The sequence below is a fragment of the Marinobacter sp. M5B genome (assembly GCF_042604615.1).
GTDB lineage: Bacteria > Pseudomonadota > Gammaproteobacteria > Pseudomonadales > Oleiphilaceae > Marinobacter > Marinobacter salarius.
In genome coordinates, this window is record NZ_CP156894.1 from 2,492,278 (window position 1) to 2,515,323 (window position 23,046).

19 protein-coding genes are annotated in these 23,046 nt (G+C 57.5%); 4 read left to right on the forward strand and 15 right to left on the reverse strand.

Annotated features, from left to right (window positions below; all coding sequences use genetic code 11):
* Positions 1–61 precede the first annotated feature (61 nt).
* The 9 genes from aroC to AAGD24_RS11370 all read right to left on the reverse strand — a co-directional run bounded on the left by aroC (position 62) and on the right by AAGD24_RS11370 (position 9,834).
* Positions 62–1,156 (reverse strand): chorismate synthase, encoded by a 1,095-nt coding sequence (gene aroC, locus AAGD24_RS11330; protein WP_036205479.1) that lies wholly within the window; start codon positions 1,154–1,156, stop codon positions 62–64.
* 24 nt (positions 1,157–1,180) lie between these two features.
* Positions 1,181–2,065 carry a 50S ribosomal protein L3 N(5)-glutamine methyltransferase gene (gene prmB, locus AAGD24_RS11335; protein WP_036205478.1) on the reverse strand — a complete coding sequence of 295 codons (885 nt, stop codon included), beginning with the start codon at positions 2,063–2,065 and terminating at the stop codon, positions 1,181–1,183.
* Between the two features lie 94 nt (positions 2,066–2,159).
* Positions 2,160–3,365 (reverse strand): patatin-like phospholipase family protein, encoded by a 1,206-nt coding sequence (locus AAGD24_RS11340; RefSeq protein ID WP_036205477.1) that lies wholly within the window; start codon positions 3,363–3,365, stop codon positions 2,160–2,162.
* A 5-nt stretch (positions 3,366–3,370) separates the two neighbouring features.
* Entirely contained in the window at positions 3,371–4,273 is a 903-nt protein-coding gene (locus tag AAGD24_RS11345; protein WP_226909922.1) for a DUF4892 domain-containing protein, read from the reverse strand.
* Positions 4,263–5,180, reverse strand: coding sequence for an alpha/beta fold hydrolase (locus AAGD24_RS11350; RefSeq protein WP_075195244.1), 918 nt, complete (start codon positions 5,178–5,180; stop codon positions 4,263–4,265). Before AAGD24_RS11350 ends, AAGD24_RS11345 begins: the two co-directional genes overlap by 11 nt.
* 8 nt (positions 5,181–5,188) lie before the next feature.
* Complete coding sequence (locus AAGD24_RS11355) at positions 5,189–5,539, reverse strand: PilZ domain-containing protein (protein ID WP_007152597.1); 351 nt, start codon at positions 5,537–5,539, stop codon at positions 5,189–5,191.
* 146 nt (positions 5,540–5,685) lie between these two features.
* Positions 5,686–6,690, reverse strand: a complete 1,005-nt coding sequence (gene holB, locus AAGD24_RS11360; RefSeq protein ID WP_036205475.1) for a DNA polymerase III subunit delta' — start codon at positions 6,688–6,690, stop codon at positions 5,686–5,688.
* Between the two features lie 25 nt (positions 6,691–6,715).
* On the reverse strand, positions 6,716–8,794 hold the full coding sequence (locus tag AAGD24_RS11365; protein ID WP_379865130.1) for a transglutaminaseTgpA domain-containing protein: 2,079 nt from the start codon (positions 8,792–8,794) through the stop codon (positions 6,716–6,718).
* Positions 8,791–9,834: a DUF58 domain-containing protein gene (locus AAGD24_RS11370; RefSeq protein ID WP_379865132.1), complete on the reverse strand. Its 1,044-nt coding sequence runs from the start codon at positions 9,832–9,834 to the stop codon at positions 8,791–8,793. Before AAGD24_RS11370 ends, AAGD24_RS11365 begins: the two co-directional genes overlap by 4 nt.
* A 225-nt stretch (positions 9,835–10,059) precedes the next feature.
* Here AAGD24_RS11370 and AAGD24_RS11375 point away from each other — a divergent pair, with 225 nt between their 5' ends.
* Positions 10,060–10,692: a hypothetical protein gene (locus AAGD24_RS11375; RefSeq protein WP_036205472.1), complete on the forward strand. Its 633-nt coding sequence runs from the start codon at positions 10,060–10,062 to the stop codon at positions 10,690–10,692.
* 140 nt (positions 10,693–10,832) lie between these two features.
* On the opposite strand, the gene AAGD24_RS11380 is transcribed toward AAGD24_RS11375, so the two are convergent.
* Both AAGD24_RS11380 and AAGD24_RS11385 read right to left on the reverse strand, forming a co-directional pair.
* Positions 10,833–11,768: a DUF6160 family protein gene (locus AAGD24_RS11380; protein ID WP_085680530.1), complete on the reverse strand. Its 936-nt coding sequence runs from the start codon at positions 11,766–11,768 to the stop codon at positions 10,833–10,835.
* A 173-nt stretch (positions 11,769–11,941) separates the two neighbouring features.
* Positions 11,942–12,544: a hypothetical protein gene (locus AAGD24_RS11385; RefSeq protein ID WP_151982305.1), complete on the reverse strand. Its 603-nt coding sequence runs from the start codon at positions 12,542–12,544 to the stop codon at positions 11,942–11,944.
* 127 nt (positions 12,545–12,671) lie between these two features.
* Between AAGD24_RS11385 and pabB the strand changes: the two genes are divergently transcribed.
* Positions 12,672–13,970, forward strand: a complete 1,299-nt coding sequence (pabB, locus tag AAGD24_RS11390; RefSeq protein WP_379865134.1) for an aminodeoxychorismate synthase component I — start codon at positions 12,672–12,674, stop codon at positions 13,968–13,970.
* A gap of 61 nt (positions 13,971–14,031) precedes the next feature.
* Here pabB and thrH read toward each other — a convergent pair whose 3' ends face one another.
* The gene (gene thrH / locus AAGD24_RS11395; protein WP_085680526.1) at positions 14,032–14,646 is read right to left on the reverse strand and encodes a bifunctional phosphoserine phosphatase/homoserine phosphotransferase ThrH; all 615 of its coding nucleotides are present in this window, start codon (positions 14,644–14,646) and stop codon (positions 14,032–14,034) included.
* Positions 14,647–14,845: 199 nt separating this feature from the next.
* Between thrH and AAGD24_RS11400 the strand changes: the two genes are divergently transcribed.
* Positions 14,846–15,568 carry a phosphoadenylyl-sulfate reductase gene (locus AAGD24_RS11400; RefSeq protein WP_007152588.1) on the forward strand — a complete coding sequence of 241 codons (723 nt, stop codon included), beginning with the start codon at positions 14,846–14,848 and terminating at the stop codon, positions 15,566–15,568.
* Positions 15,569–15,582: 14 nt separating this feature from the next.
* Here AAGD24_RS11400 and cysB read toward each other — a convergent pair whose 3' ends face one another.
* On the reverse strand, positions 15,583–16,560 hold the full coding sequence (cysB, locus tag AAGD24_RS11405) for an HTH-type transcriptional regulator CysB (RefSeq protein ID WP_036205465.1): 978 nt from the start codon (positions 16,558–16,560) through the stop codon (positions 15,583–15,585).
* 513 nt (positions 16,561–17,073) lie between these two features.
* On the opposite strand from cysB, the gene AAGD24_RS11410 reads away from it, so the two are divergent.
* Complete coding sequence (locus tag AAGD24_RS11410; protein WP_379865136.1) at positions 17,074–19,797, forward strand: LuxR C-terminal-related transcriptional regulator; 2,724 nt, start codon at positions 17,074–17,076, stop codon at positions 19,795–19,797.
* A 291-nt stretch (positions 19,798–20,088) separates the two neighbouring features.
* Here AAGD24_RS11410 and dinG read toward each other — a convergent pair whose 3' ends face one another.
* A complete protein-coding gene (gene dinG / locus AAGD24_RS11415) occupies positions 20,089–22,278 on the reverse strand; it encodes an ATP-dependent DNA helicase DinG (protein WP_036205462.1) in 2,190 nt (729 codons plus the stop codon).
* A complete protein-coding gene (locus AAGD24_RS11420) occupies positions 22,278–23,045 on the reverse strand; it encodes a general secretion pathway protein GspB (RefSeq protein WP_379865138.1) in 768 nt (255 codons plus the stop codon). Before AAGD24_RS11420 ends, dinG begins: the two co-directional genes overlap by 1 nt.
* Position 23,046 lies beyond the last annotated feature (1 nt).

A 23,046-nucleotide genomic window follows, 5' to 3' on the forward strand; every position in this document is an offset into this window, starting at 1 on the left:
ATCTGATAAATGTCGGATTACGGCTTCGCCTAATCCGACCTACCGGTGTATGCGGCTGGGGTCAGAGTTGGCCTATGTTCGGGGTAGAGACCGAGACATCCCCATTCTGACCACGATGACGCAGATAATGATCCATCAACACAATGGCCATCATCGCCTCCGCAATCGGCGTCGCACGAATGCCCACACAGGGATCATGCCGCCCCGTGGTAATCACCTCCACGGGATCACCGTGAACATCAATACTCCGCCCCGGCAACCGCAAACTGGACGTCGGTTTCAACGCAATACTGGCCAGGATCGGCTGCCCCGACGAAATTCCGCCCAGAACACCACCGGCATGGTTCGACAGGAACCCTTCAGGGGTTAACTCATCCCGGTGCTCCGTGCCTTTCTGGTCAACACACCCAAAGCCCGCTCCAATCTCAACACCCTTCACCGCGTTAATGCTCATCAACGCATGAGCCAGGTCCGCGTCCAGCCGGTCGAAAATCGGCTCACCCAGGCCGGGAGGAACGCCCTCAGCGACCACATTGATACGCGCACCGATGGAATTGCCCTCTTTGCGCAGGGCATCCATATAGGCTTCCATCTCCGGCACCTTATCGGCATCCGGGCAGAAAAACGGATTCTGGTGAACCTGATCCCAATCGATCTTCTCAATGCGGATCGGTCCCAACTGGGAGAGATAACCCCGGATCGTGATACCAAGGCGCTGCTCCAGAAATTTCCGTGCAACGGCACCGGCGGCGACCCGCATCGCTGTCTCGCGTGCAGAAGACCGACCTCCACCCCGATAATCCCGAACACCGTACTTGTGCATGTAGGTATAGTCGGCGTGGGCAGGACGGAACTGCTCCGCGATCTTCGAATAATCCTTTGAGCGCTGATCGGTATTCTCGATCACCAACCCAATGGGGGTGCCAGTGGTCTTACCCTCGAACACCCCCGAGAGGATCTTCACTTCGTCCGCTTCCCGGCGCTGGGTGGTATGACGCGAAGTGCCGGGCTTGCGGCGGTCCAGATCCCGCTGCATATCAGCCTCGGACAGCTCAAGCCCCGGAGGGCAACCATCAATTATGCATCCGAGCGCAGCCCCGTGGCTCTCACCAAAGCTGGTCACCGTAAACAATTTTCCGAAGCTATTTCCCGACATGATTCAGTATCTTATCCAGGGTATTTAATGTAGGTCTTCAGCAGTCAACAGAAACACACCGTCGCCGCCATTCTCAAATTCCAGCCAGGTAAACGGCATATCCGGATAGGCTTCCTGCAACGCCACCCAGCTATTCCCGACCTCAACAATCAAGAGGCCACCCGGGTTCAGGTAATCGGCTGCCCTCGCGAGTATCCGATGAGCGATGTCCAGCCCATCTCCCCCGGCAGCAAGGCCAAGTTCCGGTTCGTGGCCATACTCCGCCGGCATATCCGCAATATCGTCAGCGTCCACATAGGGAGGGTTGCTGAGGATGACATCGTATCGACCTTCAAGCCCATCGAACACATCGGACCGTACGGTGCTTACCCGGTCACCAACCTCGTGATAATCGATATTGACCGCGGCCACGTCGAGGGCGTCGGTAGAGATATCCGCAAGGTCCACCTCGGCGTCCTCGAATACGCTCGCGGCTGCAATGCCAATACAGCCACTGCCAGTACACAAGTCCAGGATCCTGCCCACGGGCTTGTTACCCAACCAGGGTTGCAACCCGCCTTGAATCAGCTCTCCCAATGGTGAACGCGGCACCAGCACACGTTCATCCACATGAAATGGCAGCCCCATAAACCAGGCTTCACCCAACAGATAAGCCAAGGGGACCCTGTCGTCAATACGGCGTTGCATGCGATCAAGGATCAACGCTCGTTCTTCCCGGGTCAGCCGGGCATCCAGGAACAGTGTATTGTTTTCCAGAGGCAAATGGAGGCTACGCATAACCAGTTGCACAGACTCATCCCACACGTTGTCCGTGCCGTGGCCAAAATAAAGCGGCGAATCGGCAAAGCGAGAAGAAACGTACCTCAGGTAGTCTCTGACGGTATGCAGGTCATCAATGGGGTTACTCACGCACGCTCGTCCTGTTCGGAAATGATCAAGGCGCTGAATTATACGCTCTTTCCGGCACAGGCTGCAGCCCACCGCCGCAATTGCGGTTTCAGGGTCATATCGCCATCGGGCCAGAGCTGTTCTGGTTCTCTTCGTACCGGTCCAACGCGGCGGCCATACGTTCCCGTCCAAGCTGAATCAATTCGGGCGCCTTGTGGTAGTCATAGCTGCGGCTGGCGTTCTTGGGAATGTTCACCAGCAAATCGGGTGGATACCCAGCGATCTTGTATTGTACCAAGGCGCTTTGCATGGTTTCGACGGTCAGGTTCATGACATCGAACTTACCAATACCCAGCTTATCCCAGTCAATAGTCTCGTGATCATCCTGATGTTTCTTCGGTTCCGATTTTATCGCGGGCGTCTTTTTATTGTGCTCGTTCTTCGCCACCGCCTTGCTGATTTTCTCTTCCGGTGAAGCCGACGAACCACCCTCTTTCTTGGTACTGAAGGTCTTCAGGGCATCCCAGTCAAACCAGCGGGAGGCCTTATCACGGATTTTTTCGACCCATTCCTCGGTATCATCGTCGTCAGGGTTTGCAAACGCCGCATCCGGCAATCGCCGCCCGCGGTCATCTTCGCCACTGAGGTTTACGGCCACAATCATATCGGCATGGGAGGAAATGGTCGGAATGATCGGCAGTGGATTGAGCAAGGCGCCGTCCACCAGCACGCGGCCATTCAACACCAGAGGCGTCACCACACTGGGTATGGCAACCGACGCCCGGATGGCCTGATCCAGCGGCCCTTCCTGAAACCAGATTTCCTTATGGGCAAGGAGATCCGTCGCCACAGCCGTATAGGCGATCGGAAGGTCTTCAATTCGGGTATTTCCAATCATTTCCCGCACCACGGAGAATATCTTTTCTCCACGAATGGCGCCGACGGAGCTAAAAGTCACATCCAGCAGTTTCAGCACATCGAACTGGCCCAGGCCAGTTACCCAGTCCTTGTAATCCTTCATCTTGCCGGCTGCAAACACGCCCCCGATCAAGGCTCCCATGGAACAGCCGGAAATGGCGACAATGTCGTAGCCTCTTTCCACCAGTATCTCGATCGCACCTATATGGGCATAGCCCCTGGCCCCGCCACTGCCAAGAGTCAGCGCTACGGTCTTGCCCTTGCCGGGAGCCGTCGGCCGGGGATCGCCTTTCTCGGACGCCGACTGAGCAGCGGATATTCCGGTGCTCGTGACAATCTGGGAGATATCGTCTGCCGGCTTCTGATCTTCGTCCTGAAGCTCTGTCCCGGATGGCCTGTTCATTCCCTTCACCTCGTAATCACCATCACTTCAACCCGGTCACCTTGCCGATCGGGATTTGGTATCACAACCGTGGGGCCAACCGTAATGATCATCTGGCGGCTTTCGGAAACGCCACTTTTGGCCAACACCTGGGAAAGTGACTGCGCTGCAGCCTCTGCCCGCTCCATAGACGCTTCCAGGGTTTCATTATCCTTGAGCTGGGAATAGGCCGTCAGTACTACCCGGGCTTCAGCGTCGCCGGCCCAGTCATTGATGATGCGCCGGTCGGCACCGCTCCACTCAAAGCGGTAGGTGATGCCACCCTGCCAGGGCACAATCACCGGCCCCTTGATTCTGGCGCTTTCGTTGCCCATTCCCGGAATATCAGTTCCCTGAGGCGCGACCAAATGTTCAACCCAGACAAACTGGCGCTGGTTGGCGCGGGTAACCGTATACACCAGCGTCAGCCACGGCTGGCCATTCTCATCGACCGAACCGGCAACAAGATAGTCCTGATTGTTGTCCCGCCCATAGAGACTGGATTGATCAAAAATCTGGTTGGCCCACACGTTACTGCGCCCGCAATTCCTTCCGGAACATTCAAACAGTATCTGGGCGCCACGGGCCTGCAGTTCCCTTAGATAGTGATCGCGAGCCTCTTCCCGGTTGGCACCGCCCTGGACTTCATATAACTGCCCGACGCCCTTGACCGGGAGCCGGGCCATGGACGCGGAGCGGATCTCGTTGTTCACCTCACGAACCGGGCTGAACAACACCAGGTGCCCCGGCGACTTGATGCTGATTTCCTGATCAAGGCGCGCCTCCGGAAACGGTTCCGGCGGTGGCATTTGCGCCGACACCATGGTCGAAAACCCCATGAACATGGCGGCGACCCACACTACTGACTGCGACAAGCGCTTATTCTGCATCGTCTAAAAAGCCTCTGACTGCATCAATGACGGGTTCAACATTCCCGTCCAGGTGGCAATGGTGGCCTCCGGGCACGGCCACCACATCCAGGTTCGCGATCGCATCCAAACGTGAATCAAGTTCCGGGCGACTGGCCAGGAGCCCCTGCGTCGCACGCAGGAAACGTGTTGGCGTGACTACTTTCTTCAGGCAAGCGGTCACTTGCGCTTCGTCCATCATTATCATCGATGGATGGCGCAAACGCGGATCGGTTTGCCACACGAAACCATCACCGGAAGACTTCATGCTCCGCGTTACCAGCATTCTCGCGGCTTCTGGCGACAGGGGGATCATGCCACCCTCCCGAGCCTTGGCTGCCAACTCTATGTCAGGGTATACGACCGCTTTCCCTGAACCCGTCATTCGTTTGATGATCGACTTGCGCATCTGATCGATCACCTCATCCGGTTTACGACTGATCGGCCCAATGCTGTCGATCATGACCAACCGACGCACCCGTTCCGGAAACGCCGCCGCGTAGAGCACGCTGACAATCCCGCCGAGTGAATGACCCACCAGATCAATCTGCCCTTTCGGCGAGTCTTTGAAATGGGTCTCAACCAGTTCTGCCAGGTCCGCCACATAATCCATCAACTGGTAACCCTGGCCTTCAGGCCGGTGCCCGGAACGCCCGTGCCCAGCCATATCGAGGGAGTACACATCGCGATTTCCCGCCAACGCCGGGGCCAATCTGGCGAATGACAGGGCGTTATCCAGCCAGCCGTGGATCATCAGCACCGGCCAGGTTTCAGAGGCCGTGGCAGCGGGCCAGTGCAGGCCTGCCAGGTCGATGTGTTTAAGAGACCAGTTGATTTCCCGACACGTCATTGTTGTATCAGGTGGGGTTTCCAGAATGGTGTCGTTCATTGAAGCGCTTACATAGTGTGGGTGGGTCGATCCGAGCTCAATGAACCCGCCAGGTAGGACTCGATTTTGGTACGCGCGGTTTCGTCTTCACCATCGAACTGCACACCAATGCCCGCTGCACGGTTGCCCTGGGCACCCTTCGGGGTAATCCAGATCACCTTGCCCGCCACGGGGATTTTTTCCGGCTCATCCATCAGGTTGAGCAACAGGAACACTTCATCGCCCAATTGATACTGTTTTTGCGTGGGAATAAACAACCCGCCCTGCCGGATATAAGGCATGTAGGCGGCGTAGAGTACCGCCTTGTCCTTGATGGTCAGCGTGAGAATGCCACTGCGTGCGCCAAAACCAGGCCCCATAGTAAACACCTTTCTCTGTATTGATAGCTCTGTATTGATAGCAACCGGATTGATAACAACCGGAGTCAATAAACTCCTGATATTCCGCAATCATAGCAGTAGTTGTTAATCACTGCCCTATCCTGCCGCGCCATTGGTCACTCCGTTTATCCCGCAGCTGGCCTGCGGCGCGGCATGAGTTTCTGCCATGCGATCAGCAATCGGCCCGCTTCCAACTCAGGGTTCACGTTGTAAACGCCGGCAGACCTGGACTCGTGGATCGCATCCAGGAGTTCATGGGCCCGCCAGGAAGGATTGTTTCTGGCAAGGAACGTTAACATGTCCGCCGCTTCCGCATCCCGGGGCTGCCCCCCGGCACTGATGCGGGCCAGGTCACCAGCCCAGCCTTCAAATAGCCATAGAGCACTTTCAAGCCCCATTGCCTTGAACGGCTTTGCAGCCTCGGAAAGAGTGAGCTGACCCTTCATGAAATGGCGGAAGTTGTCCAACGCCTCATCCCGCAGGCTAATAAACTCTCCGGTAGCATATTCCAGGGCCAGCCGCGGCGCATTGGCTGCCAGTACCAGCGCCTTGGCGCATTGCTCCGGCGTTGGTCTGTTGTCGCCATCCATCGCTTTGACCGCCGTCGCCAGCCAGCCAGCAGCCTGATCTCTGTCCGGCGTAGCAATCAGCAAACTCTGGCAGCGGGAACGGATCGTCGGCAATACCGGCCTGCCACTCTCCTGCAGCAGCAGAAGCACCACATCTTCGGCGGGTTCTTCCAGGGTTTTCAGCAACGCGTTGGCGGAATTGATGTTCAACTGGTCCGCCCGATCAATAATGGCCACCTTGCGGGAGGCCACTTGGGGAGAGCCGACCGCGAATGCGGACAGCGCACGAATCTGATCAATCTTGATCATCCGTGATTTTTCCGGTGCGTAAATTCGGATATCCGGATGGGTGCCCGCGGCAACCAGCTCGCACTGCTTACAGATGCCACAAGGGGACCCTGCGTCCATATCCGCCTTTTCACAGACCAGCAACCCGGCCAGCGCGTTGGCAAACAGACGCTTTCCCACGCCGTTCTCGCCCGTCACCATCAGGGCATGGGGCATCCTGTTGCCGGCGATGCGTTGGAGCAGTCGGCTCCAGGCGTCTTCAAGCCATGCCATGGTTGCTATGGATGCGTTCACGTATTCACCCCTTTGATGAACTGGTTGACGGTCGATCCGCCTGTCGTTTCATCGTGGCCAGCAATCGCTTCATTTTCGCCAGTTCGCCATGATGACCGGTTTCGGAACCCCGGCCATAGTAATGTTTGTTGATCAATCGGGCAAAAGCCGTTGCTGTGCCGGCCGCCGCGGGTTTTGCCCGGGCAAGCCTTGAGGCCAGTTGGGAGGGTGTTTCACCGTGACGTACAGGCACTCCCGAACGGTCACACAACCGATACCAGCGGCTGACGAGACGACCAAGCGGGTCCCGGCTTTCCACGCGACGGTACTGCCAGGCGGTAACCAAACCCGCCAGTAACAGCGCCATACCGACAATGCCCGCGGTAATATAGCCAAGCTCCCGCATTCCTATCCCTCCAGGCAAACGCGACATCAGGTCCATCTGTGACTGCCCCTGATATCCGACAACCCAGCGCTGCCAGTGGTAATTAATCTTATCGAGCTGCAGGGAAGCCCACTGCAGCATCGCCAAATCGCCGTAGCGCTGTGGCGATGTCCAATCGTTCTCAAGGAACGAGCCTTCCTCAGCCACCGCCTCCCGTAGACCAAACTCAATACGCTCGGGAGCAATGGCAGCTGTCGGGTCCACCCGCACCCAACCCTGGCCGGGGAACCACGCTTCCACCCAGGCATGGGCATCGTACTGCCGCACAATCAGATATTCGTCATCTGCGCCGGGTGACCCACCCTGATATCCGACCACCACTCGGGCCGGAATACCCGCTGCGCGCAACACAAACGTGGTAGCCCCGGCGTAGTGGGCACAGAAACCCCGCTTTTCATCGAATAACAGGCTGTCGATGCCATCCACGGGCATAGCGGGTGGGCGCAGGGTGTAGAAATAGGCCTGCTCCCGGAAACGGGTCAGAAGCTGCTGCACCACTGCCTGAGGGTTGTCGTGTTGGCCAGCCAGTTGTTGCCCGAACGCCCTTGCCCTCGGGTTGCCGCTTTGTGGTAACTGTAGATAACGCTGAAGGTTATCGGGCTCCGCACTGGCATCCTCCGTTGTTTGGTTCCCGACCAACTCCATCCGGTAACGGACCGCGCTGTCAGCCGGCCGGTCAAACCGGAACAGATTCTCATCCGTTTGCTTTACATTATTGGAGACCGCCCTGGAGTTCTCCAGAGCAAAGGCCCAGGTCTGGTCCGTGGGTTCCAATAACACCTCGTACTGGTTGGGCCCGAGCGGCCCTACGCCACCATCAACGTCAACACGGCCAAGCCGGCGAAACGGCTTTCCAAGGCCCTGTTGCCAAGTGTCTCCGTCAAGGCGATCCAGGATAAGCCCGCGCCAATATCGGTCCCGGTAGGCCGGTAACTCACCGCCAAAGGTGACGCGAAAGGCTCGCTCACTGCTCTGGGCGAGACTCGAGATATCACCGGGAGTCATGGTGTCGCTGATTCCAGTTCGGGCTTCGCCGGAAACCAGCGGCACACTCCAGAGCGGCGACATGCGCGGGAAGAACACGAACAGGAGCACTACAATCGGCAAGGTCTTAACCAGCATCAGCCCCAAGCGCCGCCATCCCTTCTTCATGGCACCGGGAATTTCCGGCGCATTCACCACCTGCAGGCCGATTAACAATAAGGCAACGCCCGCAATGTTAATGACACTCCAGTGAATCTCCTGATGAAACAGAAAGTTGACTGTCGCCAGGTACACCAGGATAAAAAACAGCACATAGAAATCCCGGGTGGATCGGGTCTCAAGCCATTTAAGCCCCACCGCCAGCACAAAAAACGACGCCGCAGTATCAACGGTGAAACGCCCCTGCACAGTTGCGATATAAACGGCCACCAGTACCAGCATGATCCCGGTACGCATCCACCTTCCCGGTAACCTGACCCGCCCGGATTGCGCCAGCCACCGCCAGCCAGCAAGCACAGCGCAACTGGCCACCAGCCAGATCGGCAATCGGTCCCACTGGGGAATCAGCAACAACCCAAAGCCTGCGATCAGCCATATCAACGCGCGGCCCGATACCAATTCCGCAGCCTGTAAGGAGTGTGAACTCGGCGAATTACTCAGGAACCTGCGAGTCATGCCCGTCCCTCCCCGAAACCAGACGACGCAGAGGTCCGATTCCCAACCTCTTCGGAGCGGGTACCATGGGGCAGAGGACCACCTTCCCTTGGTTGTTCAAGGCCAAAGATGGCCAGCGCCTTAAGGCACCGGTTGGCGTGAGCAGCACCGGTGTCCGGTTCAATCACCTGCCCCGGCAGATTCAACCCGAAACGGCTGTTGTTGCGGGCCCGTTCCATCACCTGATGAGCCAGGTAACCCAGGCGCAGCTCACGGTCCACGCCCCTGAAAGCGTCGTAATCAAGCCAGTGGGGGCTGCCCTGTTCACCTTCCCAATCGGTAATCACCATCTCACCGGTACGGGCGTATCGTTTCCACTGAACCCTCTGGCTCAGATCCCCCTCCCGCCAGGGCCGAATGTCGGCATGGTCATTGCCATCCGTCGAGCGGGCCTTCGATTGCTCCTCTCCGTCCTGAACCGTGCTGGTCACATCCGGGGCGGCCAGAGGGCTTGGATAGACAATGCCGGACGTGACCGGCCGCAGCCAGGACCAGGCCTTGAAAAGGCCAAAAGGAAAACGGGTTTCCACGCGGATACGTTCCGGCTGCAGGTAGCCACGTTGATAGGACGGTATCGCCAGGGTCATATCCTCCTGCTGCCCGGCTGGCACGTGCTGGCTTTCGAGTTGACTGTCATCGCAGAACAGGGATATCGCCAGCGAATCATGACGGGGCGACACAGCCCTTAAACGGAAGGGTATCGTATCGCCGGCAAAGCCATCACCGGCCTGTATGAGTGTCAGTTCCAGCCCCGACAGGTTGCGGTGGGTCTGGTGCATGGCCGCAACAACCACTGCGCCCAACAGAAATGTGAGCATGTATATCAGGCTGTTCTGGTAGTTAATTCCGGTAATCAGCATGATCAACAGTAAACCGGCAAACACCACCCCGGCACCCGTGGGCAGGATAAAAACATTGCGCTGTCCGAATATTCGCTGATCGGCTCGCGGAATCCGCTGGTTGACCCAGCGCTGCCATCGCGAACGAAATGCCTTCAACATAAGAGTCCTGTTACAAAAACTGGATGGTTACGCCTGTTATATAAACACGTTTGCGTGGTTTTACAGAAGAATACTGACAATAGTCCGATTCTGATCACAAACACCACAAAATCGCCTTGAAATCCGAATCTCTGAGAAGAATACTGCAACCAAGGAGCATACTGACTGCAGTTTAGTGTCGGAAGCGCCTCCATTTCGCGTTTGGACACGGCAAGAGGCTACGCCATGAACCGCCGAACACCCTTGTACATCGCTCTGGCTGGTACGGCCAGCCTGGCTGTTTCGTTTAGCTCCCCGCTGATGGCCGGGGTGCAGACCCTGACCTCTGACGAAATGGTTGAAACCTACGTGAAGGATTCCGCCGTCATCGTGGTGCCTAAAGAACGGCAGAAAACCGACGCGGACCGGCAGCAGATTATCCGCTCCCTGACCATTTCTCCGGGTGAGCCGGTGCTAACGGAAGCGGAAGAGGAAGCCTATCGCGAAGCCCTTGAACGCTTCGAACGGGAAGGCAAGAAAGGTGCCCTTGAGAGCGCGGAAGAGGAGTTCCTCCGGCGCGCTTTGCTGCTGCCCCAGGAAGAACTCGCCCGGGTGCAGCCCCCAGCGGAGTTCACCCCAACCATTCCGCCCATTATTTTCGGACAGCAGGCCCAAATACCCGACGAGCCATTTAGCCAGACCTTTCTGAACGATCAACTGGGCGTTGGGTTTGACGGCCAGAACCTGAACTTCACCATTGGCAACCCGCCGGGTATTGATACGATCCAGGTGCCCCATGGCATTAACGAAGGCCCGATCACATTAACACCCCGTCCTGGCGGTGGGTTTGATCTGTCTATAGCGGTGCCGGATCGCTAAGACTATCTCTACAGGTCCGAAACATAAAAAGCGGTGACTCCTTGCGAGTCACCGCTTTTTTTTACCAGTACTTTTATGACCGGCATAAAAAAACGCCCCGCAGCGCGGGGCGTTCACACCAAAGGTGTTATGCGATCAGCTTAGTGACCGTATACAGCCAGCTTGGTGTTGCTGATGTGCAGGTTGTCGATACCGATGGTACCGATGTTTGCACCGCCGATGTTGGTTTCGGCAACGTTGATGTCCATCAGGACGTCATCAACATCTACACGCAGTACGCCAGTCGCTGTGGAAGCGCCCAGGCCGTCGCCTTTGTAGATGTCCAGACCAACAATCGCGAAGCCAGCCTGAGCCAGACCAACTTTACGCTGCTCTTCCGGAGTCAGGTTGGCAGGATCTTCACCAAAGATCTGAGCAAGGCCGGCTGCACCAAGTGCTTCACCGCCGGACTCAGAGCCCTTGATGGTCATGCCAGCGATGCCAACACCCAGGAAGTCAACGTCGAAGCTCATTTCTTCAACGGTGAACGCTGCGTCAATGTTCAGGGTACCAGTACCAGCCTGGCCATCTACGTCGTCAGTGTCGACAACGATGTCCAGAGCGCCGAGAAGACCCCATGCGTCCATGTTGGAAACGAGAACGGTGTTTTCACCGCCGTTACCTTCAAGCTCCATGGAGCCTGCAGTCATACCCCAGTCGATGGGAATCGGGTTACCACTGCCATCAGTCTGGAGAGAGCCAACGTGAATGATCGCGTCGCCATCGTCAGCGATGTCGATGTCAATTTTCAGTTGGTCCAACAGAGCGCCGGCGCCGGTAGCCGCAGCATAGTCTGCAGCAGACTGTGAGCTACTGGCCAACGCACCACCCAGCTCAATGTCCTTAACGGCGAAGGTGCCTTCGTCCGTGTAGGTGAACTGACCAATGCTTACCTGGGTTTCCAGCTCGATGGTCACACCGGCCTGACCGGTGACGTTACCCATCATGCTGTCGTCCATCGCTTGCAGCTCGGCTTGAGCGGCGAAGGGCGCAGCAGCAACAGCTGTTGCCAGTGCAATTTTCTTCAGGCCTTTCATATTGTTCTCCTTGATTGAACTTATTGTTATCCGGTTGAACGTTTTAACCTTGTTGTGAGGCTCAACCTCACCACTCCATTTAAGATTGTTTTACAGTCTGGTTCCGTGAATGCATTCACAAATTGTCACAAAACAACTAGGTTCGTAATAATTGACCGATATACTCTTTAATATCAGCTAGTTGAAGAATCTCCCTCACCCTTGTCGTCGTAAAAAATCTGGAACGGCTTTTCCTGCGACATTGGTTTTCCAAAGCTGGCTTTTCCGTTCTCAAGGTTGATGGGGATTAGCTTGAAACCCGAGATGCCAAGACGATGTTCGTGTTCAAGAACCAGCGCACGGATGGTTTCTCCATCTTTCTCAACGCTGCCTGGGTATGCGATCGCAGACGCATGGATTTCCCCGCGGCGGGCAATCGATTTCAGACCTGCGCGATACATCAGTACCTTGACCTGCCCCGGTGCTTCTTCAGCCTTTTCCTCCAGCCTCATTTGCTGGACCTTGTCGGACTTCATCACCATGAACGCCATTGGACGGAAAATGCCGGCTTCCTCAAGTTCTGTACCGGCGTTTTTAACCACCGAGTCGGTCAGTTCCGTGAGGTGTCGCTGCGCAACCGCGACGACCGCCGCCAGATCTTTGTCGTCCAGCTTGCCATCCGACAGCACATGGTCCTCCCGATCAATCGCATCCTGCGCCAACACTGCTGTGGAAAACGCAAACCCTGCGATCATAGCCAAAACAAATCGCTTACCAATGCCGTTACAAGTCTTCATACTGGTTACTGCCCTTAGGATTATTGTTTAGAATGCACCGGCCCAAGCCTTCCCAAGCCCGAAATCAGGTGACTTGCCGCACAGGCTACCGTGAACCCATGCAAGATTTTGTTAAGTATGTAACATCGTGAAAACATTAAGTGCGAAAGAGGCAGAACGCCTCGTTTCACAGATCAGCAGCCAACATGGGTTTATCGACTACACCGACGCCGGCAGGCAACGGCGGATCATTACGGCGTTCCCGATAAAGCATTGGCCGATACCCAAAGATGCACTCGCCTTTTCATGCCTGGCGGAAGAGCTGGAGCAGGCGTGGGCGGGACTGGCCCAAGAGCAGGGCCGGGAATTGGCTGGCGGCATCATGGGCACGCTGTTCTACGAAGCTGGAAACCACACGGTGCCGGGATTCTCCGGCGATGCCAGCGCGGGGGACTATGGCTATGTCGGGCTCTACCTCTGGCAACTGACACTGGATGTTTCGGGTGCCAATTCGCCCAGGCTCGACTTTCATCCCGAGTGTGACGATAGAACCCGTGAACGGGTGCTGAACCTCACCGGCGAAAAGCCGACGCGCCCTACTCCTTTTCACATCAGCCCGGGATTTACAGCCGACCAACCCGCCGAACACTACCGCAATGGCGTATCCCGGGTGCTTAGCTATATCCATGCCGGGGACTGCTATCAGGTCAACCTGTCCAACAAGTACACCGGCGGCTACCAGGGCGAGCCGTACACAGCGTTCCGAGCTTTGTGCCAGGCCGTTCCGGTCCCCCACGCTGCGTACATCAACGCTGGTTCCTATCAGGTCCTCAGCATTTCACCAGAGCTGTTCCTGAGTATTGAAGATGGCAACAGGGTCATCAGCAAACCCATCAAGGGTACCCGGCCCCGGGATCTGAACTCGCCGGCGAACGACCAGCGGATCGCCGAATCCCTGGCCGCCGCTGAAAAGGACCGGGCCGAAAACCTGATGATCGTGGACTTGATTCGCAACGACCTGTCGCGATTCTGCGAGCCGTTTTCCGTCACGGTGCCACAGCTTTTCAGTATCGAGAGCTATGAAAACGTCCATCAACTGGTCAGCACGGTGGAAGGCCGGCTGCAACCAGAGAACACACCGTTAAAAGCCCTTCTCTCTGCCTTCCCCGGGGGCTCTATCACGGGTGCACCCAAACGCAGGGCGATGGAGATCATCGACGACCTGGAACCACATCGTCGCGGGCCCTACTGCGGCTCGGTCTTCCGTTGGGATTTTTCCAATAACCTGGAGAGCAATATCGCAATCCGAACCCTGATGACGGATTCAGAAGGAAAGATTCACTGCTGGGCGGGATGTGGCATCGTCGCGGATTCAGACCCGGATGATGAGTACCGGGAATCCGTGGACAAGGTTCAGAAGCTGATGAGCGTGCTGGAAGCGTTATAGAGAGCAAATTGCAAAGGAGGAAAAGCCAGGACAAAGAGCTTGCCCCGGCCTCTTGTCCGCGCTATCCGTTATGGATGGCGCTGGCCTTCAGAAACTCGCCCTTAAGCTCTTCAAACGTATGTACCGCCGGGAACTGGGGGAACTCCTCAATCACGTTCTGCGGCGCGTGAAACAGGATGCCCGCTTCCGCCTGGCCCAGCATGGTGGTGTCGTTGTAGGAATCACCCGCCGCAATAACACGGTAGTTCAGCAGTTGGAAGGCACGCACTGACTGACGCTTGGGGTCACGCTGGCGTAGCAGATAATCGGTAATCCTGCCGTCTTCGTTTACTTCCAGCTTGTGGCACAGCAGTGCCGGATAGCCCAGCTTGGCCATCAGCGGCATGGCGAATTCATAGAAGGTGTCGGAAAGAATCACCACCTGGAACCGCTCCCGCAGCCAATCCAGGAACTCCCGTGCGCCAGGCAGTGGGTCCAGCTCGCCGATCACTTCCTGGATCTGCGGCAGGCCATAGCCGTGTTGGTCCAGCAGTTTCAGGCGCTGCTGCATCAGTACGTCGTAATCCGGAATGTCGCGGGTGGTCGCCTTGAGCTCCTCAATGCCGGTTTTTTCCGCAAACGCGATCCAGATTTCCGGGATCAATACTCCTTCAAGGTCAAGGCACGCGAGTTCCACAATGGTCTCCTGATAGTTGAACGCTGGTCAGCCCGGCGAAGGCCGCCGGGGATTGGAATCAGGCGGTATGATAAGAAAAACCGGGGCGGAATGCATCGTACATCTGTGCGGCTATAACGATATACTCCCCCATTCCTTCAGACTGTTGCCGGTTAATGGTAGATTTATCACACATTTACACTCCAGGTGATCCTTTCAAATGACGGACATTGCACAGTTACAGGCCGAGCTTGAAGGCGCGAGCCCCAGGGCCATCCTCAAGGCCGCTCTGGCGAAGTACGACAACATTGCCATTTCCTTCAGCGGTGCGGAAGACGTCGCACTGATTGAGTTGGCCCATAAGCTGACCGACAACCTTCAGGTATTCACCCTGGATACGGCGCGCCTTCATCCGGAAACCTATCAGTTCATTGATCGGGTCCGCGAGCACTATGGCATTAACATTGAGGTGATGTTCCCCGATGCTGCGGAAGTGCAGGATCTGGTCACCCGCAAGGGCATGTTCAGTTTCTATGAAGACGGCCATGGCGAATGCTGCGGTATCCGCAAGGTCAATCCGTTACGGCGAAAACTGGCCACGGTTGATGCGTGGATTACCGGCCAGCGCAAGGACCAGAGCCCCGGTACCCGCAATGACGTGCCTGTGGTACAGATTGACGACGCCTTCTCTACGGACGAGAAAACGCTGGTAAAGTTTAATCCGCTGGCGAACTGGAGCTCGAAGGAAGTCTGGGACTATATCCGTATGACGGAAGCCCCCTACAACAAACTGCACGAAAAGGGCTTTGTCAGCATTGGCTGCGAACCCTGCACACGCCCTATCCTGCCAGGACAGCACGAGCGCGAGGGCCGCTGGTGGTGGGAAGAAGCCACGCAGAAGGAATGTGGCCTACACGCCGGAAACCTGATTGCCCGCGAATAATCTTTCCCGGGCCGTCAGTAGGTCGGTAGATCGATGTCGTTGAACAGTTCCTCGATCTCCGCCCTGCTGCCCTGGTGAGTCACGGCCTCATCCACCCGCTCACGGGTCAGGTGTGGTGCAAATCGCTGGATGAAATCGTACATATAACCGCGCAGGAACGTCCCCTTGCGGAAGCCAATCCGGGTCACGCTCGGACGGAAGAGTTGACTGGCGTCCAGGCAGACAAGATCGGGGTCATTCTGCTCGTCGAACGCCATGCTGGCGATGATGCCAACCCCAAGACCCAGCCGCACATACGTCTTGATCACATCGGCATCGGCGGCGGTAAACACCACTTTTGGGGTCAATCCGTGAGCCTGGAACGCCTCGTCCAGCTTCGAACGGCCGGTAAAGCCAAACACGTAGGTGACCAGCGGAAATTCGGCAAGATCCGGCAACGTCAGTTCGGATTTCTGCGCCAAAGGGTGATCTTTCGGCACAATGATGCTCCGGTTCCATTTGTAGCACGGCATCATGATCAGGTCGTTGAACAACTCCATGGCCTCGGTGGCAATGGCAAAATCCACCGCGCCATTGGCGGCCATTTCTGAAATCTGCATGGGAGTTCCCTGGTGCATGTGCAGGGACACCTCGGGGTAGGACTCGATAAAGCCCTGAATGATCGGCGGTAGCGCATAGCGGGCCTGGGTATGGGTGGTGGCAATGCTCAGGTCGCCCTTGCGCTGGTTACTGAACTCCTGCGCAATCTTCTTGATACCTTCCACACGGCGCAGTATCTCACCGGCCTCACGGATGATGATCTCGCCGCCCGGTGTGATACGGGTGAGGTGTTTGCCGCTGCGGGCAAACACTTCCAGGCCCAGTTCGTCTTCCAGAAGACGGATCTGCTTGGATATTCCCGGCTGTGAAGTAAAAAGACTCTGGGCAGTGGCGGATACGTTGAGATCATGGTGCGCAACTTCCCAGATATAGCGCAACTGTTGTAATTTCATCTACCCTGTCGCTCCCCATAAGGCCCGGTACAGACCGGGCATGTATACGCTGCTCTTATTAGAAGAATACGCATAAAAACGTGATTTTTCATTCTTATTGAGTATACAGAATCCCTTCCAACACAGTTTAGACCAAAAACGCCAGAACGCAGCATGACGACAGCGTCATTTGTCTTTGCGGCCCTTGACTTAACTGTGACAAAGCACACAATCCGTTATCTGGTGTCCCGTCTGGTTAATTCGTTAACCTACTGAGCCACTGAGGGTCTTGAGAGCTAGGCGCGATGGTGAAGGTTTGGTGGCTCCAAATCGAACCAGCGCAACGCGGCTATCAAGACCCTCAGTGGCTCCCGAAGGGCGAGACGCTGCGGCCTCTGGCCCGTGTTGCCAGCCCTTGATGTGGAACCACCACACCTGCGGACTGACGCCTTGGCCAGAGGCCGCAGCGTCACGCAGTAGGTCAACGAATTAACCATACGGGACACTTGCCATTTACGGGCATTCAGGGAAACGATGCTGTTAACCACCAAATTCCTCAGACCAACCGCGGATCCCCGTTCGGTACAACGGGATCGCCTGAGCGCCCTGCTGCAGCCGGACGGTGCCAAGCGGTTGAATCTGGTGGTGGCACCAGCGGGTTTTGGCAAGACCACACTGGTCAGCCAATGGTGCTCCCAGTCACCGTCTACCGTTGCCTGGCTATCCCTGGATGAGCATGATGACGAGCCCCGCCGATTCTGGCAGTACGTGGTGGGGGCGTTTGAACACAATGGCCTCGCAGGTCTGGAGCAATGCCGTCAACAACTCAGCCATTGCAGCCTCCAGGAACTGGAAGGCCCCATTACCGGGCTGATTAACGTTCTCGCCGCCGATGGCGCACCCTGGTCGCTAGTCCTGGACGACTATCATTTTATCCGCGACCCACAATTACAGCGCCAGGTGTCATATTTCATGGACTACCTGCCGCCAGGGGTCCTGGTGACCCTGGCATCCCGCACCGAACCAGCCCTGCCGCTTTCACGCTGGCGGGTGCGCCGCTGGGTGGAGGACATACACCCGGGGCTGCTGGCATTCTCCGAGGAGGAATGCCAGCGCTTCTTCCACGACACCATGGGGCTCGAACTCTCCGAGCAGGAAATTCGCAGGATCTGCAGTAAAACCGAGGGTTGGGTTGCCGCTATGCAATTGTCCGCGCTTTCCGGCGGCAGCATTGACGATCAAAAACCTGGAACGGGTCACCAACGCATCGATTTGGACGAGCGCCGCATCAGTGATTATGTGCTGACAGAGGTGCTGGAGCAGCAACCTGCGCCGGTGCGCGACTTCCTGCTCGACACCGCCTGCTGTCCCCGGCTGTGTGCCTCACTCTGCGACGCCGTTCGCGGCACCACCAACAGTCAGGTCCTGCTGGAACAGCTGCTGCGTGAAAATCTGTTCCTGATCCCGCTGGATACCCACAATGAATGGTTCCGTTATCACGACCTGTTCCGGGACGCGCTGTTACAACGGGTGAGACAGTTCAAACCGGAAGATACCGAAAAGCAATGGCAGCGAGCAGTCCACTGGTTACTGGTCCATGGCCACGTTCAGGAAGGCATTTCCCAGATTGTCCAGCATCAGGACTGGCCCTGGCTCGCAAAGGTACTGGCTGAACACGGCAACAACCTGATCCACGGCGGTTTTCATCTTCCGGTGCTGAGCTGGCTGGATTCCCTGCCCGCCAACACTCTGCAGGACAGCCCACAACTGTTGATGCTGAGAGTGTGGGCGCTGTTTTTCGCCAACCGGGTAGACGTGCTGGAGCCCCTCCTGGGCGAACTGGAAGACATGCTCGACAAACAGGTGGCCGATTCCCACCCCGATGCCGAGGGCGCCCTGGGTCTGCAGAGTGAGATTTCACTGATCCGCTCTTATCTGGCGCGATCGAAAAGCGACGATAAAAGCGCCAGCGACCTGACCCAGCAGGTATTGCGTGACATTGACCACACCCGCATCCCCTTGAAATCCGTGACCTATTACGGAGTCGGACTGGACTATTACGGTAAGGGGGACCTGGCAGCCGCCGAGGACGCCCTGACCTCCGCTGTACGTTATGGGGAACTGGAGCGCAAACCCAGTACCGTACTCTCAAGCGGCGGCCTGCTTGCCTGGATTCAGTACAATCGCGGAGATATCGACGAAGCCCTGGATACCTGCACCCGTGTGCGGCAATGGGTCGACCAGCACCACAGCGACCCTCGCCAGCCCATGTTGATTTCATGCTGGCAAAACAGCGCCCTGATCGAGATTTACCGGGAGCGAAACGAACCCCAGTTGGCCGCCTCCTACCTGGCCCCGCTGCTGGACCATGTCAACAATGGCACCGAACCGGGGCAGCACGTGGTTATCCAGTACGTGCGTGGCCACCTGGCCTTCAGTGAAGGGCGCTACCAGGAAGCGATGGAAGCACTGGAAGATGCCGCCAGCGTTGCAAGACGTCGGCGGGACCACATCCTGTTCGAGCCTCCAGCATGCTCCGCCATGCTGGCTCGTTGCTATCTCGCCACCGGTCATCTGGATCTGGCGAAAAAATGGGTGCAACAGGTGAGCACTGACCGGTTCACCAATCCGCTGAACCGGGAACAGAACCAAATCAGCATCGCCCGTGTTCAGGTGGCGCTGGGCCGCCCGGGCGACGCCATGGCAACTTTGGCCCCCCTCCGACTCAGCGCAGAGCAGGATCAGCACTACCGCCATCTGGTGGAAATCCAGTTGGTCTACAGCGAAGCGCTGTTCGCCGAAGGTAAAACGATAGAAGCGGAACAGATGCTGGCCCAGGCCGTCCAGCGGGCATCAGAGGCCGGATTCATGCGCCTGCTTGCGGAGGAGAGTCCTACCATCCGCCAGCTGTGTAGAGCGCTGCCGGTTCTCAAGGCGCCGGGCCGCTGGAACAGCCGGGTCACAGCCATGCTCTCGGAACTGGCAGAGGCAGAAACCGCTGAAACAGAGCCGGAAGACTCGCAGAGGGATACGCAGGCGGCCCCGGGCAACACAGATCTCCCCGAACCCCTGAGTCAGCGGGAACTGGAAGTGCTGGATCTCATCAATCAGGGCCTCGCCAACAAGGACATCGCAAACACGATGGGGGTGGCGCCTACCACCGTAAAAGCCCACATTCGCAACCTTTACGGCAAGCTTGCAGTCGGATCCCGCACCGAGGCGTTGGCAAAAGCAAGGGAACTTCGGCTACTGGCCTGACTCTTGACTCACTGAAGCCGTCTTTCGGGCAACTTTTGTGACTCGCGTCACACTTTTGTCGAATTTTATACGCCCACTACGCCCTTTGGACGATCCGGATACGCCCCCTCCTCCCTTACTATGCTCCCAACGCTGAGGGAAACCTCGGTAAGATTTCTGAAACTTCAGGCCTTCAGACTTCTTGTTCCGCGTTGTTTCGACGCCCGGGTTCGATAAGGACCCACTCTATAAGAGCCACCCACATGGGTTGGCTCTTTTTTTATGGCTCTCTTTTTATCAGGGCTCTATTGATCAGGGCTCTATGATTCGCCGGAAAGGCGGTAAGGCGTCCAACAACAACTGCCCGTATCGACGGGCAATGATGCGACGATCAAGGATGGTGACGCGGCCGGTGTCCGACTCGGTCCGTAGCAGGCGACCAACGGCCTGCACCAGTTTGATGGAGGCGTCGGGTACGGTTATTTCCATGAACGGGTTACCGCCGCGGTGCGTCACCCATTCCGCCAGGCTGGCTTCGATGGGATCATCCGGTACCGAAAACGGCAGTCGGGTAATCACCACATGGCTCAGGTACTTGCCAGGCAGGTCAATGCCCTCTGCAAAACTTGCCACACCGAACAACACACTGGGCAGCCCCTCATCTACACGGCTGCAATGGCGGCGCAGGACCTCGCCCTTGGCCATATCGTCCTGAGTGGTGATCAGATCCGGGTATTCCGGCGCCAGGGCATCCCGCACCAACTGCATCTGGCGCCTGGAGGTAAACAACACCAGGGTCGCCTTCTCCCCGGCCCACAAGGCCGGTAGCCGCGACACCACCTGGTCCGTAAAGCTATCGTCCGTGGGCATGGCGGTCATGGCCGGTACTTCCACGGTTGCCATTTCGCCATAGCGGAAGGAACTGGGCACCACCACGAAGCGGCTGGCTTCGGGCAAACCTGCTCTGGCCTTGAGCCGATCAAAGCGCCCAAGGGCGGTCAGGGTTGCACTGGTCAACACAGCGCCATAGGCCCGCGACCAGAGCCTGGAATAAAGCAGATTATCCGCCAGCACCGGGCTACTGTAGAGCGTAATGTCTTCCGCGTGTTCCCAGCGCTGTCGCACCGACCAACGGGCGGCCGGTGGCCCGGACCGCTTCTTAGGCTCAGGCGCTGATTCCTCACCTTCTGCCGGCTCACTGGCCGGTTGGCCCGGATTATCACACCACGCGACCCACAACCGCAGTTGGTCCTCAGCACGGCTGTGGAACGATCCAATCACCGGATACCAGGATTCCGCAGTATCGCGGTCGACATCGCTGGCCTTGCGTTCATCGAAGGCCGTCTGTAATTCATCGACCATCACACCAAGCTGGCGAACCAGGGTGGCCGTCGCCACCCGGGTTTCCACCGCCAGGCCTGCAAGCAGCTCGGGCAATTCGCCCTCCGGGTATCGCCACTGAGCGGAGCGTCGCTCCTCATTGAACTCCCAACCGGTATTCTGTTCGGCCTCGTCGTACACCTTCGTCAGACAGATATCCACTTCACGGGAGGCGGAACTGATCCTGTCGATGGTCTTCGCGGCCTGGGTGCCGGGCGTGAGGAACGGCTGCATCTTTCCCAGTGCCTGGGATAGCTGCTTGAGCCATTGCCGCGTGGCATTCAGCGGCACTGACGCCGCAAAGTGATTCAGTGCCTTGTCCGGCAGGTGATGCGCCTCATCAAAGATAAACAATGCATTTTCCGGCTCCGGCAGAATGGCACCACCGCCAAGGGCAAGGTCTGCCAGCACCAGGTCGTGGTTGGCCACCACGATGTCGGCATCATCGAGGTCTTTTCGGGCGTCGAAGAAGGCACAGCTGTCGAAATAGCTACAGTGGCGATTGGTACATTGACGATGGTCGGTGGTGACCTGGCGCCAGATGTCATCGGGTATCTGATCCGGCCAATGGTCGCGATCACCGTCCCACTTCCGGGACCCGTAACTGGCCAGCATGTCTTCAAAATAGGCCCGGGTGCCGGGTTCTTCCTTGCCGGGCCCATCCAGCAGGAACAGCGGCATGGTATCGCTGTCGCCGTTACCCTCGTCATGCAGGCGAGCTTCGAGGCGAGACATACACAAGTAGCGGCCACGACCTTTGGCAAGGGTCCAGGTGAAATCCAGTTTGCTGTGCTTTTTCAGGTCCGGAAGGTCTTTGTGGACGATCTGATCCTGCAGGGCAACGGTCGCTGTTGATATCACCAGTGTCTTGCCAAGGGCACGGGCCACCGGAATGGCGGCAATCAGATAAGCCAGGGTCTTGCCCGTGCCTGTGCCCGCCTCCACCACGCAGGTGCCGGCTGGTGACGTGCGCTGGCCGTCATTCTCGGTGATCTCGCCCATGTAGCGGGCAATCTCGGCGATCATCAGGCGCTGGCCGTAACGGGCGCGGATGTCCTTGCCGGCCAACACGTCACGGTAGGTCTGCTGAATCTGCTGTTTGACGTCCTCGGTGAGTGCCATCAGTCGGGGCTCACCCAGTTGCGAACCACACCCACCCGGAAGCGACGGCCATTCATGCTCAGCTCCACGCCTTCCTCGGTAATCCGTTCGACGGTGATACCGGAAAACGACTCTCCGGGGCGCAGGTAGTTGTCATTGATCATGACCCGGCGGGCCGACGGCTCGGACGCATAGATATGGCTGTTAAAAATCAGGTCTGGCACCCTTTTCTGGAAGGAAAGTGGAAGCTCTACAAGGTGCGGCGCCGTCTGTGCGGTGGCACCGTCCCGCTCGCTGGGATTGACGGAACTTGGCGTTCGCGGCGTGGGCACAATCACCGTGGGTCGCTCCCGCTCATTCTCGTCACCGGTTTCCGCTACCGCATCCGCTGGAGAGTCGGTATTCGCTCCCGGTGTTGGAATCTCGATAGCACCCTCGAGCGTGTCACTAGTCGGCGGCGATTGTACACGTTCGGGCGTCGATACCTGGCCCGCAGGTTCCGGCTTGTCATCAACTATAACCGGTTCAACGGTGGGTGTGGGTGCGGGCGCAGCCACGCCAGCCGACGGGATTGTCTGATCCGCCAGGGAAGCCTGACGCCCCTGGGGCCAAAAGATCCAGGCCAATACAGCCGCGTTGAGCACCAGGCCCAGCGCAACCCACACCAGAATCGGAATCGATTTTTTCCGTGGTTTGTGGATCAGCTGTACCTGCTGGCCAAGGTCCGGAATCCGACCCTGCCGTCTTTCAGTTTCGGATTTCCGGAGAGCATCAAGGATATAGGACATG

What these genes read in the sequence shown, in the direction of transcription:
- aroC (WP_036205479.1), bottom strand. Translation starts at nt 1,156, where the DNA reads ATGTCGGGAAATAGCTTCGGAAAATTGTTTACGGTGACCAGCTTTGGT.
- AAGD24_RS11340 (WP_036205477.1), bottom strand. Translation starts at nt 3,365, where the DNA reads ATGAACAGGCCATCCGGGACAGAGCTTCAGGACGAAGATCAGAAGCCG.
- AAGD24_RS11345 (WP_226909922.1), bottom strand. Translation starts at nt 4,273, where the DNA reads ATGCAGAATAAGCGCTTGTCGCAGTCAGTAGTGTGGGTCGCCGCCATG.
- AAGD24_RS11350 (WP_075195244.1), bottom strand. Translation starts at nt 5,180, where the DNA reads ATGAACGACACCATTCTGGAAACCCCACCTGATACAACAATGACGTGT.
- AAGD24_RS11355 (WP_007152597.1), bottom strand. Translation starts at nt 5,539, where the DNA reads ATGGGGCCTGGTTTTGGCGCACGCAGTGGCATTCTCACGCTGACCATC.
- holB (WP_036205475.1), bottom strand. Translation starts at nt 6,690, where the DNA reads ATGGCATGGCTTGAAGACGCCTGGAGCCGACTGCTCCAACGCATCGCC.
- AAGD24_RS11365 (WP_379865130.1), bottom strand. Translation starts at nt 8,794, where the DNA reads ATGACTCGCAGGTTCCTGAGTAATTCGCCGAGTTCACACTCCTTACAG.
- AAGD24_RS11370 (WP_379865132.1), bottom strand. Translation starts at nt 9,834, where the DNA reads ATGTTGAAGGCATTTCGTTCGCGATGGCAGCGCTGGGTCAACCAGCGG.
- AAGD24_RS11375 (WP_036205472.1), top strand. Translation starts at nt 10,060, where the DNA reads ATGAACCGCCGAACACCCTTGTACATCGCTCTGGCTGGTACGGCCAGC.
- AAGD24_RS11380 (WP_085680530.1), bottom strand. Translation starts at nt 11,768, where the DNA reads ATGAAAGGCCTGAAGAAAATTGCACTGGCAACAGCTGTTGCTGCTGCG.
- AAGD24_RS11385 (WP_151982305.1), bottom strand. Translation starts at nt 12,544, where the DNA reads ATGAAGACTTGTAACGGCATTGGTAAGCGATTTGTTTTGGCTATGATC.
- AAGD24_RS11400 (WP_007152588.1), top strand. Translation starts at nt 14,846, where the DNA reads ATGACGGACATTGCACAGTTACAGGCCGAGCTTGAAGGCGCGAGCCCC.
- cysB (WP_036205465.1), bottom strand. Translation starts at nt 16,560, where the DNA reads ATGAAATTACAACAGTTGCGCTATATCTGGGAAGTTGCGCACCATGAT.
- AAGD24_RS11410 (WP_379865136.1), top strand. Translation starts at nt 17,074, where the DNA reads ATGCTGTTAACCACCAAATTCCTCAGACCAACCGCGGATCCCCGTTCG.
- dinG (WP_036205462.1), bottom strand. Translation starts at nt 22,278, where the DNA reads ATGGCACTCACCGAGGACGTCAAACAGCAGATTCAGCAGACCTACCGT.
- AAGD24_RS11420 (WP_379865138.1), bottom strand. Translation starts at nt 23,045, where the DNA reads ATGTCCTATATCCTTGATGCTCTCCGGAAATCCGAAACTGAAAGACGG.